Annotated in this window: 13 protein-coding genes; 7 read left to right on the top strand and 6 right to left on the bottom strand. The window is 31.2% G+C overall.

Annotated elements, in window-relative coordinates; translation table 11 throughout:
* Nucleotides 1–19 precede the first annotated feature (19 nt).
* The 4 genes from CHB63_RS16010 to CHB63_RS15995 form a co-directional block, all read right to left on the bottom strand.
* Nucleotides 20–1414, bottom strand: coding sequence for a NupC/NupG family nucleoside CNT transporter (locus CHB63_RS16010; protein WP_089379488.1), 1395 nt, complete (start codon nucleotides 1412–1414; stop codon nucleotides 20–22).
* 14 nt (nucleotides 1415–1428) lie between these two features.
* Nucleotides 1429–2040, bottom strand: a complete 612-nt coding sequence (locus CHB63_RS16005) for a bifunctional nuclease family protein (protein ID WP_089379487.1) — start codon at nucleotides 2038–2040, stop codon at nucleotides 1429–1431.
* A 90-nt stretch (nucleotides 2041–2130) separates the two neighbouring features.
* Complete coding sequence (locus CHB63_RS16000; protein ID WP_089379486.1) at nucleotides 2131–3093, bottom strand: electron transfer flavoprotein subunit alpha/FixB family protein; 963 nt, start codon at nucleotides 3091–3093, stop codon at nucleotides 2131–2133.
* Nucleotides 3094–3125: 32 nt separating this feature from the next.
* Complete coding sequence (locus CHB63_RS15995; RefSeq protein WP_089379485.1) at nucleotides 3126–3866, bottom strand: electron transfer flavoprotein subunit beta/FixA family protein; 741 nt, start codon at nucleotides 3864–3866, stop codon at nucleotides 3126–3128.
* A 175-nt stretch (nucleotides 3867–4041) separates the two neighbouring features.
* On the opposite strand from CHB63_RS15995, the gene CHB63_RS15990 reads away from it, so the two are divergent.
* From CHB63_RS15990 to CHB63_RS15975, 4 genes are all read left to right on the top strand, one after another.
* Nucleotides 4042–5022, top strand: a complete 981-nt coding sequence (locus CHB63_RS15990) for a pyruvate dehydrogenase complex E1 component subunit beta (protein WP_089379484.1) — start codon at nucleotides 4042–4044, stop codon at nucleotides 5020–5022.
* Nucleotides 5023–5081: 59 nt separating this feature from the next.
* Complete coding sequence (locus tag CHB63_RS15985) at nucleotides 5082–7577, top strand: DUF5686 and carboxypeptidase-like regulatory domain-containing protein (RefSeq protein WP_089379483.1); 2496 nt, start codon at nucleotides 5082–5084, stop codon at nucleotides 7575–7577.
* A 68-nt stretch (nucleotides 7578–7645) separates the two neighbouring features.
* Nucleotides 7646–8179 carry an inorganic diphosphatase gene (locus tag CHB63_RS15980; RefSeq protein WP_089379482.1) on the top strand — a complete coding sequence of 178 codons (534 nt, stop codon included), beginning with the start codon at nucleotides 7646–7648 and terminating at the stop codon, nucleotides 8177–8179.
* 121 nt (nucleotides 8180–8300) lie between these two features.
* On the top strand, nucleotides 8301–10718 hold the full coding sequence (locus tag CHB63_RS15975) for a sodium-translocating pyrophosphatase (RefSeq protein WP_089379481.1): 2418 nt from the start codon (nucleotides 8301–8303) through the stop codon (nucleotides 10716–10718).
* Between the two features lie 86 nt (nucleotides 10719–10804).
* On the opposite strand, the gene CHB63_RS15970 is transcribed toward CHB63_RS15975, so the two are convergent.
* Nucleotides 10805–11209 carry a DUF6146 family protein gene (locus CHB63_RS15970; protein ID WP_089379480.1) on the bottom strand — a complete coding sequence of 135 codons (405 nt, stop codon included), beginning with the start codon at nucleotides 11207–11209 and terminating at the stop codon, nucleotides 10805–10807.
* Between the two features lie 95 nt (nucleotides 11210–11304).
* Here CHB63_RS15970 and CHB63_RS15965 point away from each other — a divergent pair, with 95 nt between their 5' ends.
* On the top strand, nucleotides 11305–11868 hold the full coding sequence (locus CHB63_RS15965; protein ID WP_089379479.1) for a DNA-3-methyladenine glycosylase I: 564 nt from the start codon (nucleotides 11305–11307) through the stop codon (nucleotides 11866–11868).
* 38 nt (nucleotides 11869–11906) lie between these two features.
* On the opposite strand, the gene CHB63_RS15960 is transcribed toward CHB63_RS15965, so the two are convergent.
* Nucleotides 11907–12917 carry an SRPBCC family protein gene (locus tag CHB63_RS15960; RefSeq protein ID WP_089379478.1) on the bottom strand — a complete coding sequence of 337 codons (1011 nt, stop codon included), beginning with the start codon at nucleotides 12915–12917 and terminating at the stop codon, nucleotides 11907–11909.
* A gap of 287 nt (nucleotides 12918–13204) precedes the next feature.
* Between CHB63_RS15960 and CHB63_RS15950 the strand changes: the two genes are divergently transcribed.
* On the top strand, nucleotides 13205–13921 hold the full coding sequence (locus tag CHB63_RS15950; protein ID WP_089379476.1) for an SDR family NAD(P)-dependent oxidoreductase: 717 nt from the start codon (nucleotides 13205–13207) through the stop codon (nucleotides 13919–13921).
* A 33-nt stretch (nucleotides 13922–13954) separates the two neighbouring features.
* A complete protein-coding gene (locus CHB63_RS15945) occupies nucleotides 13955–14347 on the top strand; it encodes a pyrophosphohydrolase domain-containing protein (protein ID WP_089379475.1) in 393 nt (130 codons plus the stop codon).
* Nucleotides 14348–14349: the final 2 nt, after the last annotated feature.

Here is a 14349-nt window from a genome sequence, read left to right as displayed (position 1 = left end):
AATCTATTAAAGTTAAGGCTTAACCAATTATCATTCCTGCTATAGTTGCAGAAAGTAGTGATGCTATAGAACCCCCAATTAAAGCTTTTAAACCAAATTCTGATAATGTTTTTCGTTGGCCAGGAGCTAAAGAACCAATTCCGCCTATTTGAATACCTATTGAAGCAAAATTTGCAAATCCACAAAGCATATAAGTTGCCATTATCACCGATTTATTATAAGTGAAATGTGTCAAATTTGTTACGTCTTTTAGTTCAGCAAGTTGAATGTAACCTACAAATTCACTCGCAGCTAATTTCACACCTAACAGTTGTCCCATTAACATAATATCCTCTTTTGCAACACCAATTAACCACATTAATGGCGCAAATATGGTCCCTAAAATAGATTCTAAGGTAAATTTTTGATATGGAGTATTTGCAGCCATCCAATCATTTAAATTGGTGATATCACCTACCCAACCTAACATTCCATTAAGCATCGCTATTATAGCAACAAATACTAATAGCATTGCTGCCACATTTGCGGCTAATTTTAAACCTTCTGTTGTGCCATTTGCAATAGCATCTAATATATTTGAGCCAATTTTATCTTGTGAAACTTTTACGTCAGTATTTATAGATTCTGTTTGAGGGTATAGCATTTTTGAAATTACAATAGCTCCAGGCGCCGCCATAACAGAGGCAGCTAATAGATGTTTTGCGTAATGTAATCTAAGTACAGGGTCATTTCCTCCTAGGAATCCTATATAAGCAGCTAAAACTCCTCCGGCAACTGTTGCCATTCCTCCAATCATTACTAATAAAATTTCAGAACGATTCATGCGTTCTAAATATGCTTTAATCATTAAGGGGGCTTCTGTCTGGCCTAAAAAAATATTTCCAGCAACTGATAAGCTTTCAGCTCCAGAAATTTTTAATAATTTGGTTAACATCATGGCCATTCCTTTTACAATTATTTGAATAATTCCTAAATAAAATAATAAGGAAGTCAGTGCAGAAAAGAAAATAATAGTTGGTAAAATTTGAAATACAAATATGAATCCATAGGATTCAATATTCATTAATCCTCCAAATAGAAATTCACTACCTGCTGCTGTATAATCTAAAATATTTGTGAAAATCCCTCCAACAAATTCAAAAATTGCCTGAATAAAAGGAATCTTTAAAACACCAACAGCTATTAATAATTGGGCGGTTAATCCGGCTCCAACGGTTTTCCAATTAATTGCCTTTCGATTGCTGCTAAATAAGTATGCTATTAATAGTAAAGAAACCATTCCTAAAACTCCTTTCCATAAAGAAGTAACCGAAAACCCTTGATTATCTATAATTGAACTTGAAATTGCTTCCTGAGCATTACCTGAGATTATACAAAAAAAGAATAGGGCAGATAAACTTAATTTTTTTATCATATTTTAATAAATAGTTATGAAGTACGTTTGTTTATTTCGTCTCTAATTTTAGCAGCTAATTCATAATCTTCATTTTGAACTGCTTTAGCTAATTTTTCATTTAACTGTTTTAAAGTGTCTTTTGAAAAAGTAGATTTTTTAGAGGGTTGAGGAGTTTCAATTAATTTTTCAATTCCTAAATCATCTTCATCGCCAGGGCCTAATTCATCTTTCATTTTTAAATAGATACCAGCTTTATCTAAAATGTTTTCATAAGTGAATATTGGAGCATTAAAGCGAGTTGCTAATGCAATAGCATCAGAAGTTCTAGTATCAATAATTTCTTCAATATTATCTCGTTCACAAATTAGACTGGAATAAAACACACCATCAACCAATTTATGGATAATAACTTGTTTAATTATTATGTGAAACCGATCAGCAAAAGTTTTAAAAAGATCATGTGTAAGCGGTCTGGGAGGTTTTATTTCCTTTTCTAAAGCAATTGCAATTGATTGTGCTTCAAACGCCCCAATAACTATTGGTAATGTTCTGTTCCCATCCACTTCACTCAAAACCAAAGCATAGGCACCACTTTGAGTTTGACTATAGGATATTCCTTTAATATTTAGACGAACTAAACTCATATGTTAAAATTAGCAAAAAAGGCTGTCTAATCAAAGGACTTTTTGGTCCAATAATTAGACAGCCTTGTTAAGAGGCACAATTTAATAAAATTATGCGTTATTTGCTTTAAATTCTTTCAACTTTTCTATTAATTTTGGAACAACCTCAAATGCATCACCTACAATTCCGTAATCAGCAGCTTTAAAAAATGGAGCTTCAGCATCTGTATTAATTACAACTTTAACTTTTGAAGAGTTAATTCCTGCTAAATGTTGTATTGCTCCTGAAATTCCAATAGCAATATAAAGATTTGATGCTACAGGTTTTCCTGTTTGCCCAACGTGTTCACTATGAGGTCTCCAGCCTAAATCTGAAACCGGTTTTGAACAAGCCGTTGCAGCTCCTAAAATGGATGCTAATTCTTCAATCATTCCCCAGTTTTCAGGGCCTTTTAACCCTCTACCTCCTGAAACAACTATATCAGCATCAGCAATGGTTACAGTTCCTGTTGTGTGCTCAATTGATGTAGAAGTTAAATTACTTTCTATTAAAGATGGTGAAAAATCTTCTATACTTCCTGTCACTTCATTTTCTATAATTCCGTATGAATTTTTAGCCAACCCAATTACTTTTATGGCTGTTGAAATTTCACAATTATTAAAAGCTTTGCTTGAAAAAGCTTTTCTCTTTACAATAAATGGGGAAGTTGAACTTGGCAATGCAATAACATTACTTGCATAACCTGCATTTAAATTAGCAGCAGCTATTGGAGCAAGATATAACCCACTAGTATTTGAATCAATTATTACAACTTGAGCATTTTCTTTTTCAACAGCTTGTTTAATAACGTTTGCATATACTTTTGCATTAAAAGTATCTAAACTATTATTTGAAACATTTAGAACTTTTTCTGCACCATATTTATATAACACTTCATTTTCTGAAGAATTTATAGCTAATACAACAACGTTTGTTCCTAATTGTTCAGCAACTTTTTTTCCATAAGAAGTTACTTCAAAAGCAGACTTCTTAAATTTTCCTTCCGATGTTTCGGTAAATACTAAAACTGACATATTTTATTTTGATGTTAGGTATTAGACATAAATTAAATTACTTTGGCTTCATTATGCAATAAACTAACAAGTTCATCTACATTATCAACTATTTTACAAGCAGATTTTGCTGCAGGTTTTTCAAAAGATGTTGAGGAAGTGGCTAATTCACTAGTTGTTGGTTCCACAACAGAAAGTGGTTTTTTACGAGCCATCATAATACCTCTCATATTAGGAATACGTAAATCTTTTTCTTCAACCAGTCCTTTTTGCCCTGCAATAATTAAAGGTAAATTTCCTGATAAATTTTCTTTTCCACCATCAATTTCTCTCGAAATAGCAGCTATTTCTCCTTCAATTTCAAGACCAACACAAGCATTAACAAAATTAAAATCTAATAAAGTTGCTAACATTCCAGGCACCATCCCTCCATTATAATCAATAGATTCTTTACCCGCTAAAATCAAATTATAGTTACCGTTTTTTACAACTTCTGCTAATTCTTTAGCTACAGCAAATCCATCAGTTGCTTCTGCATTTACTCTTATTGCGTCATCTGCACCAATAGCTAAAGCTTTACGTAAAGTTGGTTCGGTTGAAACGTTCCCAACATTTACAACTGTAACAGTTGCGCCTTGTTTTTCTTTAAACCACATTGCACGTGTTAAAGCAAATTCATCGTATGGATTAATTACAAATTGCACGCCGTTACTATCAAATTTTGTATTATTTTCTGTGAAATTAATTTTTGAAGTAGTATCTGGAACGTGACTAATACAAACTAATATTTTCATTTTATTAATTATTTGGATATTTTATATAAAATTAATGACTTATTTATTTATTTTTTACGAATGTACTACTTTTTTTTAAAAGTACTATGCGCGCATAGTAAAATTTTATAAATCAATATTTTTTTGAAAGTAAAAATAGAATTGCTTATTTTTGCAATTCGTTAAAAAATATATAATGAAGACAATACAATTTAGAGAAGCCATTTGTGAAGCAATGAGCGAAGAAATGCGTAAAGATGACACCATATTCTTAATTGGAGAAGAAGTAGCCGAATATAATGGTGCTTATAAAGCTTCAAAAGGAATGTTAGATGAATTTGGTGCAAAGCGTGTGATAGATTCTCCAATTGCAGAATTAGGTTTCACAGGAATTGCTGTTGGATCAGCAATGAATGGAAATAGACCAATTGTTGAGTTTATGACTTTTAATTTTGCACTAGTAGGTATTGATCAAATAATAAATAATGCTGCAAAAATTAGACAAATGTCTGGTGGGCAGTTAAATTGTCCTATTGTATTTAGAGGGCCAACAGGTTCAGCAGGACAATTAGGCGCTACACATTCACAAGCTTTTGAAAACTGGTTTGCAAATACTCCAGGATTAAAAGTTGTAATTCCTTCAAACCCTTACGATGCAAAAGGATTATTAAAAGCTGCTATTAGAGATGATGATCCAGTTATTTTTATGGAGTCTGAACAAATGTATGGTGATAAAATGGAAGTGCCAGAGGGAGAGTATATTATTCCTTTGGGTGTGGCAGATATTAAAAGAGAAGGAACAGATGTAACAATTGTTTCTTTTGGAAAAATTATTAAGGAAGCATACAAAGCAGCTGATGTTTTAGAAAAAGAAGGGATTTCTTGTGAGATTTTAGATATGCGTACAATTAGACCAATGGATTTTGAAGCTATTTTTACTTCAGTTAAAAAAACAAATAGGTTGGTGGTATTGGAGGAATCTTGGCCATTTGCTAGTATTTCATCTGAAATCACATTCCAAGTTCAAGAGAATGTATTCGATTATTTAGATGCACCAATTAGAAGAATTACAACTGCAGATGCTCCAGCAGCTTATTCTCCTGTATTAATGGAAGAGTGGTTGCCAAACTTTAACGATGTTGTTAAAGCGGTAAAAGATGTAATGTATAAAAAATAAAGGCATAATATTTGCGTTATAGGTTCCTTTCAAGTTAAACTTGGAAGGAATTTTTTATTATGAAAAGAAAATTTAAAGTTACTTATATATTTTTCTTACTTGCGTTTTCAGTAAGTTTTGCACAGGTTAAAATTAGTGGAGTTGTACTAGATGTTCAAAATAAAACTATTCCATTTGCAAATATTGTTTTTGCAGGTTCTACTGAAGGAACGGTTTCTGATGAAAATGGAAAATTCTATTTAGAGTCAGATAAAACGTATTCAGAAATTGAAGTTTCATTTTTGGGTTTTGAAACCAAAACTATTACAATAAAAAGTCGAGATTTTAATTTAGCAATTATACTACAAGAATCCGCAGATCAGCTGGACGAGGTTTTTATTTATTCAGGCAAAGTAAAGAAAAAAGGAAATCCGGCAATTGATATTTTAAGGAAAGTTTGGGAGAAAAAGCGTCAAAATGGAATTTACCTTTTCGATCAATATCAATATGAAAAGTACGAAAAGCTAGAGTTTGATATGAATAATGTGGATAGTTCTTTTATGAAAAAGAAACTATTTAAAGGAATGGAATTTATATTTAATAGTATTGATACTTCTAGAATTACAGGAAAATCTTTTTTGCCAATTTTTATTAATGAGTCAGTTTATAATTCTTATGGAAAAAATAAAGACGGTCAAAAACTTCGTGAAGATTTAGTTGCCAATAAAAATTCTGGCTTTAATTCAAATCAAAATGTGATTGCTTTTATTAAAGATTTGTATGTAGAGTATAATATTTATGATAGCTATATCAAGATTTTCGATAAAAGCTTTGTGAGTCCAATTTCAAAAGCATCGGGAATTTCAACTTATAATTATGTGTTAACAGATAGCGCCTATATTAATAATAAATGGTGCTATAATATTTTATACTATCCACGTAGAAAAAGTGAATTAACGTTTAAAGGAGATTTTTGGGTAAATGATTCTACGTTTGCAATTAAAGAAATTAATATGCAAGCAACCCGAAGTGCCAATATAAACTGGGTTAAAGATATTTATATTGAACAAGAGTTCGATGTGTTGAACGATTCAGTATTTTTATTGAAGCGAGATTATATGTTGTCTGATTTTAGTTTAAATAAAAAAAATAAATCAAAAGGTGTATATGGTAGAAGAACTACGATGTATAAAGATTATAAATTTGATGAAAAGAAAGAACCCAGTTTTTACAATGAGAAGATAAATGTTTACGATGAGGAAATTTATAATAAAAAAGAAGATTTTTGGGGAGAAAACCGACAAGAAAAATTAAATGAAAATGAACTTGGAATCTATAAAATGTTAGATACATTAACTACGGTCCCAAAGTTTAAGCAAATTTACAATGCAATATCTATTTTAGGTTCGGGGTATATTGAGTTTAATAATTTTGATTTTGGTTCAATTTTTTCAACTATTGGTAAAAATGATGTTGAAGGGTTACGTTTACGTGTTGGAGGTAGAACTTATTTAGGTGGGAATGAACCTTGGCGATTGCAAGGATATACAGCCTATGGATTTGAAGATAATCAGTTTAAATATGGATTATCTGGTAAATGGATGATAAATCCCAAAAGCAGGTTTATTATTGGAGCTGGAAATAGGAGAGATGTTGAGCAAATAGGAGTGAGTTTAACTTCAACAAATGATGTTTTGGGGCGAAGTTTTGCTTCCTCATCCTTTTTTGCTAGCGGTGATAATAGCAAATTAACTTCTATAAATTTATCCAATGTTTTTATGTCGGTTGAGCCCAGGGAGAATTTACAATTTAAAATTGGAGCTTCATTTAGAACCTTAAAATCGGCTTCGCCAGAAACTTTTAATTTAGACTATTGGATTGATAAAGAAAATGAATTAAAGTCTTCTGAAGTAATTCAATCTGAAATTGATTTTTCCATTAGGTATACACCAAATAGAAAAACAATTGGCTATGGAGTTGAACGGAATGAGGTTACAGACACCTATTCAACATTGTTTTTAAATTATTCACAAGGTATAAAAGGGGTTTTTAACAGTGATTTTGATTATCAAAAAATCCAGTTATATTATCGTCAGCCTATATTAATTGGAGGTTTTGGAAGAATGTTTACAACATTTGAAGTAGGGAAAACATTTGGTGAAGTTCCATTAGGATTGTTAAATGTAGTTCCCGGAAACCAATCTTATTTTACTATTGAAAACTCGTATGCACTATTAAATTACTATGAATTTGTTACAGATACATACGCATCACTTCATATAGAACATAATTTTAATGGAAGATTTTTATCCAGAATCCCATTGTTAAGAAAACTAAACTTGAGAGAATTAGTAGGTATTAAAGGGGTTTGGGGTGAAATTTCAGATAAAAACTTAGCTTTAAATGCTTCAAACATAAATTATGTTGCACCAACAAAAGGATATTATGAATATAGTGTTGGTATTGGTAATATTTTTAAAGTATTCAGAATCGATTTTAGTTGGAGAGGAAATTACAAAGATGTTCCAGACGCAAATAAATTTGCTATAAAAGGAGCGTTTGGGTTTCATTTTTAAAAATCATTTTAAAATAGCGCACCTAACTGTACGTTTTTTGTACTTTTGCATAAAATTAAAATATAAATATGACTGCTAAATCTAAAAAAGTTTTAACATTTGATGTGTTAATTGAAATACCAAAAGGAAGTAGAAATAAGTATGAATATGATTTTACTTTACATAAAATTAGATTCGATAGAATGTTGTTTTCTTCAATGATGTACCCTGGAGATTATGGATTTATTCCAGAGTCTTTGGCACTTGATATGGATCCATTAGATGTATTAGTTTTAGGAAGTGAACCTACTTTTCCAATGGTTGTTATGGAAGTAAGACCAATTGGGGTTTTTCATATGACAGATGAAAAAGGACCAGATGAAAAAATAATATGTGTACCTGTTTCAGATCCAATATGGAATAATAGAAAAGATATTTCAGATTTAAACCCGCATAGATTGAAAGAAATTGAACACTTTTTTCAAGTTTATAAAGATTTAGAAGAGAAAAAAGTTGATGTAGGTGGATGGGGAAATGCTGAAGAAGCTGTTAAAATTTACCACGAATGTGTAGCGAGATATGAGAATAGCGAACATAAGAAAAAAAGAACATTTACAATTTAAAAAGTAATTATTCTTAATTAGAAAACCACCATTAATATTTGTTAATGGTGGTTTTTTTTATCACCCATATTTTACTAAATTTATCGCAACTAAAAAATTAATTAAACCTAACAATTATCAAATGGAATTAATAGTAAAATTTTTACCCTTATTTGGGGTGTTAGCACTTGTATTTGTATTTATTAAAAATGCATGGGTATCAAAACAAGATGGGGGTGATGACAAAATGGCGAGAATTGCTAAAAGTATTTCGGACGGAGCCATGTCTTTCCTTAAAGCTGAATACAAAATACTTGCAATTTTTGTAGTAGCAGTAGCAATCTTATTATATTTTAAAGGAACAAATGAAGTTGGTTCAAATGGAATGGTAGCAATATCATTTATAGTTGGAGCTATTTGTTCTGCTTTAGCTGGTTTTATAGGAATGAAAGTGGCTACAAAAGCAAATGTTAGAACTACACAGGCTGCTAAAACATCCTTAGGAAAAGCATTAGAAGTTGCTTTTGCTGGTGGTGCTGTAATGGGGTTGGGTGTTGTTGGTCTTGGAGTATTAGGATTAAGTGGATTATTTATGATTTATCAAAACCTTTGGCCTGGTTCTGAAAACATTCCAATGGTATTAAATGTTCTTTCTGGATTTTCTTTAGGAGCATCTTCAATTGCATTATTTGCACGTGTTGGTGGAGGTATTTATACAAAAGCTGCCGATGTTGGAGCAGATTTAGTAGGTAAAGTTGAAGCAGGTATTCCAGAAGATCATCCTTTAAATCCCGCAACTATCGCAGATAATGTTGGAGACAACGTTGGTGATGTTGCCGGTATGGGGGCCGATTTATTTGAATCTTATGTTGGTTCAATTATTGGGACAATGGTATTAGGAGCTTTTATTTTTACACCTGAATATGGTGGTTTGGGAGCAGTTTATTTACCGTTAGTTTTAGCTGCTGTTGGGATTGTAATGTCAATTATTGGAACATTTTTTGTAAAAGTAAAGGACGGTGGGTCACCACATAAAGCTCTGAATTTGGGTGAATTTGGATCTGGATTTTTAATGATAATTGCATCCTATTTTATAATCACAGCAATGATCCCAGAAACTGTTGATGGTTTACCATCAGGTGCAATGGGTGTGTTTTATGCAACTCTTGCGGGTTTAGTTGCAGGTTTTTGTGTTGGAAAAGTAACAGAATATTATACAGGAACAGGGTCTAAACCAGTTTTATCTATTGTAAAACAATCAGAAACTGGTTCAGCAACAAATATTATTGCAGGTTTAGGTGTTGGTATGATGTCAACCGCTATTCCAATCTTATTAATTGCTGCTGCAATAATGATTTCTCATCATTTTGCTGGTTTATACGGTATTGCAATTGCTGCTGTTGGTATGTTAGCAAATACAGGAATTCAATTAGCTGTTGATGCTTATGGACCAATTTCTGATAATGCAGGTGGTATTGCTGAAATGGCAGAATTACCAAAAGAAGTACGTGAGCGCACTGATAAATTAGATGCCGTTGGAAATACAACTGCAGCTATTGGTAAAGGTTTTGCAATTGCTTCTGCTGCGTTAACTGCATTGGCTTTATTTGCAGCTTTTATGAAAACTGCAAATGTTACAACCATTGATGTTTCAAAGCCAGATATAATGGCAGGTTTATTAATTGGAGGTATGTTGCCATTTGTATTCTCAGCCTTGTCTATGAATGCTGTAGGTCGTGCTGCAATGGCAATGATTGAAGAAGTTCGTCGTCAGTTTAGAGATATTCCTCAATTGAAAGCTGCATTAGGAGTAATGCGTAAATATGATTCGGATATGTCAAAAGCTTCAGATGAGGATAGAAAAATATTTGATGCAGCTGATGGATATGCAGAATATGATAAATGTGTTGAAATTTCTACGAAAGCTTCAATTAAAGAAATGGTGTTTCCTGGGTTATTAGCCTTAGCTGTGCCAGTTATTGTTGGTTTTGGAGGTAAATTATTTGGAATTGGTGGGCCTCAAATGTTGGGAGGATTATTAGCGGGCGTTACAACTTGTGGAGTTTTAATGGCTATTTTTCAATCAAATGCAGGTGGAGCTTGGGATAATGCTAAAAAAATGATAGAAGAACAAGGTAAAAAAGGAACAGAGGCTCATAAAGCAGCTGTTGTTGGAGATACTGTTGGAGATCCTTTTAAAGATACTTCTGGACCTTCTTTAAATATTTTATTAAAATTAATGTCAGTTGTGGCATTGGTAATTGCACCAAGTATAGCTCTAGATGAAGTTGATGTAGCTGAATATGCAAAAGAAAATGTTTCAACTCAACTTGTTGCCGAAATGGAAATTTCAAAAGATGTAAAGGTTGAAATGACCGTAAATGATGATGGAACTGTTTCTGCTGCTGTTATTACTACTACAGTTGAAAATGGACAAACAGTTATTGAGGAAAAAGTATTATCGGGAACTGAGGAAGAAGTAGAAGCTCAGTTAAAAGCTTTAGAAGATGTTGAAGCTAAAGTTAAGAGAGTAAAAGAGGTAGTTATTAAAAAAGAATAAGAAACATCATTTTTAGTAAAAATAAAAAAGGCTCTCCAATGGTGAGTCTTTTTTATTTATCCTCTTGTTAATTAATACATTTTTTTTTAAAAGAACTTTTGACGGTATTTATATTCTACAAATTTAAAGTAGTTATAAAGTTTGTAATTTACATCCAAACCATAATCAATATTAGAATCGTAATCAATAACGTTTTCATAAATAGAACTGTTATATCTTAAAGGATTTCTAGCTCTAATATTCCACTCAGTAACATAAAATTTATTTTTTATTTCGTAATAATCTTGAGAATAATAATTAGCTGGTTTGGCTATTGTAAGTAAATATGTATTAAATCCAGGGTCAATTATAATAATTTCGTATTCTAATTCGTCATTAGCTATTCTTACGGCTCCTTCGGGAAGTTGTTTCTCTGTATTGGTAGTTTTTGTTGTTGAACTGCATCCAACAATAAATAACCCAATTGCTAAATAATAAAGTATTTTTTTCATAATTAGGTGTTTTTTAGGTTATTAAAGGCACAAAAATCATTCCGATTTTAACTTTGAAAATAATTATTTTATCTTGTCAGTTAAATGGAAATACGATGAATAAAATACGCTGTAATTGGTGTGGAAATGATCCACTTTATATGGAGTATCATGATACAGAATGGGGTGTGCCCGTTTATGATGATGCAAAACTTTTTGAGTTTCTTATTTTAGAAACTTTCCAGGCAGGTTTAAGTTGGATTACAATTCTAAGAAAACGAGAAAATTTTAGAGTTGCTTTTGATAATTTCAATTATAAAAAAATAGCAACATATAATGAAGATAAGTTTGATGAACTTATACAAAATGCCGGAATTATTAGAAACAAGCTTAAAATAAAAGCTACCATTTCAAATGCAATTGCTTTTATGGAAGTTCAAAAAGAGTTTGGTTCTTTTTCCAATTATATATGGAAATTTACAAATGGAAAACCTATTAAAAATAAACCAAAATCTTTAGAGGATGTTCCAGCAACTACAGAACTTTCAGATATTATTTCAAAAGACTTAAAAAAACGTGGTTTTAAATTTGTGGGTTCAACAGTTATTTATGCCCATATGCAAGCGACAGGAATAGTTAACGATCACATAACGGATTGCTTTAGGTATCATGAAGTATAAAAAAAGAGCGAATTTAAATTCGCTCTTTTTTAAATTGTTTATTTTATTGGAATGTAAATTTCTGTTATCCAATTAGCTGGATTTGGATCATCACCTGGACGAACTGTATAAACTTCAAAAGGTTCGCCACCTTCTAATTCAGTAAATCCTTGTTTAACTAAATCTTTATAAGCAGCTTCCCAGGCTTTATAAGAGTATGAATAACTTCCTTTGTAAATAGTTTTAAATGTTTTTTGAGGCTTTAAAAAACCGGTTAATACATCATCAGTAGTAATTACTCTTTCTTTTACAGGCACACAAGTTGAAAACATGGTAGTATTATTTGCTTCATCCCAGTTATGAGTTAACAAAAATGGTTTGCCAGAAGCTTCAATTGAATTGTCTTCCATATATTTAATAACTGCAGGGAACATTTCTCCCATTTTCTTATCAACTACATCAATTTTACAAGAAGTTGTTTGGTATAAATAAAATCCACCTCCATAATCAATTTCACCAACTATAGTAAAGGAATGTTTGTCCATTTCTTTAATAAGGTGTTGCTCTAAAAGTTCAAGGCCTCTATCGTGCATTGGAACCATATTTTTTTCAATCCCACCTTGTGTTAACCAATAAATTTTTTCTCCAAATGAGCTCTTTCCTCTCATTCCCCAGGTAACAGCATTACCAGTGTCAGTTCTTGTTATATCCCAATAAACTTCAGGTGTACTTCCAGTCCCAAAATCTATTTGTTGTATTATTTCTTTATTTGGAATTAAGGAAACTGTTTTCATAGAACCAAGTCCATCTTTTCCTGTCCAAGTATAAGATGCGCCTACTCCCGACGTAACTTCTGGGTAAGAAGCCACAATTGTTGAGTCCATTTCCATCCAAGGACCCCAATGTTCCCAATTTTTAAAATCATTAATATTATTAAAAATTACTTCAGCCGGAGCTTTTATAATTCTTGTTCGTTTTATATCGTATTTAGATTCTAATGTTGCAATATAAATAGCAGATCCAATTACTAAGATTAAAAGTAAAAGAAGAATATATTTTAAAATTTTCATAAGAAATTAGATTTAGTTTAAATGCAAAGCTAATTTACTAAATAAATGTATAGTAATTTAATGTAAAGAAAACGTGATTAAAGTAAATATTGCAATTATTAAAAATAAGGCTATTAATAAAATAAAAGTGTTCTTATAATACTTTTTATGAACCTTAATGTCTTTTCTATAACTCCAAATCATTAAAATTGTAAATGCAATTATAAAAAAAACGGCAAAAATTAATTGTCCTTTGCTAAACATATTAAATGTGTATATTTAACATCAAAAGTACGTAATTTTTTAATATGAAAAATGCATTAATTATTGGAGCAACCTCAGGAATTGGTAAAGAACTTGCCAAACTTTTAGTGGAAGATGGATACCATGTGATTATAACTGGCAGACGAGAAAATTTGCTGAATGAATTAAAAGAAACGAGTCCAAATAATTACACCTTAAAAGTACAAGACGTTACTAATTTAGAGTCATGTAAAAACCTATTTAACGACCTAAAAAATGAAGTTGAAACAGTAGATTTAATTGTTTATAGTTCTGGTGTTGGTGAGGCTAATTATAAATTAGATTGGGAGATAGAATCACCAATTTTAAATACAAATATTCTAGCTGCTTCCAAAATATACGGTTTAGCTTTTAATTATTTTAGAGAACAAGGTTTTGGTCATTTAGTTGGAATTTCATCTATTGCTTCAATTAGAGGAAATAGACATGCACCTGCATATTTTGCATCAAAAGCATTTCAGGCAAATTATTTAGAATCCCTTTGGATGAAAGGGAAAAGGAGTAAAGCCACCATTTATGTTACAGATATTCAGCCAGGGTTTGTGGATACAGCAATGGCTTTAGGAAAAACATTTTGGATGGCTCCGTTAGATAAGGCAACCATACAAATTTATTCAGCTATAAAAAAGAAAAAGAGAAAAGCTTACATTACTAAACGTTGGCGAATAGTAGCACTAGTTTTAAAAATAGTTCCAACTAAATTATTGTATAAATTCTCTTAATACCATAGAAACTAATTAGAAATTAAAATTTAAATGAAGCAAAAAATAAAAGCAGTTCAAGATTTTCATGAAGCCTTTGGATTAGGGGTCAATCATGAACCAATTGCAAAATTAACAAAGGAAAAAATAAAACTACGTTTTGATTTAATGGCTGAAGAAAACGAAGAATATTTAGAAGCAGCAAAAGACAATGATTTAGTTGAAGTGGCAGATGCTTTAGGAGATATGCTTTATATTTTATGTGGAACTATTTTGGAACATGGCATGCAACATAAAATTGAAGAGGTTTTTAATGAAATTCAGCGAAGTAATATGAGTAAATTAGGAGCTGATGGCAAACCGATTTATCGTGAAGATGGCAAGGTTATGAAGGGTCCAAATTATTTTAAACCAAATATTTCTGTAATTCTAAAAAGTAAATCTTAACA

The sequence above is a fragment of the Lutibacter flavus genome (genome assembly GCF_900188355.1).
GTDB lineage: Bacteria > Bacteroidota > Bacteroidia > Flavobacteriales > Flavobacteriaceae > Lutibacter > Lutibacter flavus.
This window is presented reverse-complemented; position numbering and strand designations above follow the sequence as displayed.

Coding starts and splice junctions, on each gene's coding strand:
- CHB63_RS16005 (WP_089379487.1), bottom strand. CDS start 2,040: ATGAGTTTAGTTCGTCTAAATATTAAAGGAATATCCTATAGTCAAACT.
- CHB63_RS15990 (WP_089379484.1), top strand. CDS start 4,042: ATGAAGACAATACAATTTAGAGAAGCCATTTGTGAAGCAATGAGCGAA.
- CHB63_RS15960 (WP_089379478.1), bottom strand. CDS start 12,917: ATGAAAATTTTAAAATATATTCTTCTTTTACTTTTAATCTTAGTAATT.
- CHB63_RS15995 (WP_089379485.1), bottom strand. CDS start 3,866: ATGAAAATATTAGTTTGTATTAGTCACGTTCCAGATACTACTTCAAAA.
- CHB63_RS15950 (WP_089379476.1), top strand. CDS start 13,205: ATGAAAAATGCATTAATTATTGGAGCAACCTCAGGAATTGGTAAAGAA.
- CHB63_RS15985 (WP_089379483.1), top strand. CDS start 5,082: ATGAAAAGAAAATTTAAAGTTACTTATATATTTTTCTTACTTGCGTTT.
- CHB63_RS15975 (WP_089379481.1), top strand. CDS start 8,301: ATGGAATTAATAGTAAAATTTTTACCCTTATTTGGGGTGTTAGCACTT.
- CHB63_RS15970 (WP_089379480.1), bottom strand. CDS start 11,209: ATGAAAAAAATACTTTATTATTTAGCAATTGGGTTATTTATTGTTGGA.
- CHB63_RS16010 (WP_089379488.1), bottom strand. CDS start 1,414: ATGATAAAAAAATTAAGTTTATCTGCCCTATTCTTTTTTTGTATAATC.
- CHB63_RS15980 (WP_089379482.1), top strand. CDS start 7,646: ATGACTGCTAAATCTAAAAAAGTTTTAACATTTGATGTGTTAATTGAA.
- CHB63_RS16000 (WP_089379486.1), bottom strand. CDS start 3,093: ATGTCAGTTTTAGTATTTACCGAAACATCGGAAGGAAAATTTAAGAAG.
- CHB63_RS15945 (WP_089379475.1), top strand. CDS start 13,955: ATGAAGCAAAAAATAAAAGCAGTTCAAGATTTTCATGAAGCCTTTGGA.
- CHB63_RS15965 (WP_089379479.1), top strand. CDS start 11,305: ATGAATAAAATACGCTGTAATTGGTGTGGAAATGATCCACTTTATATG.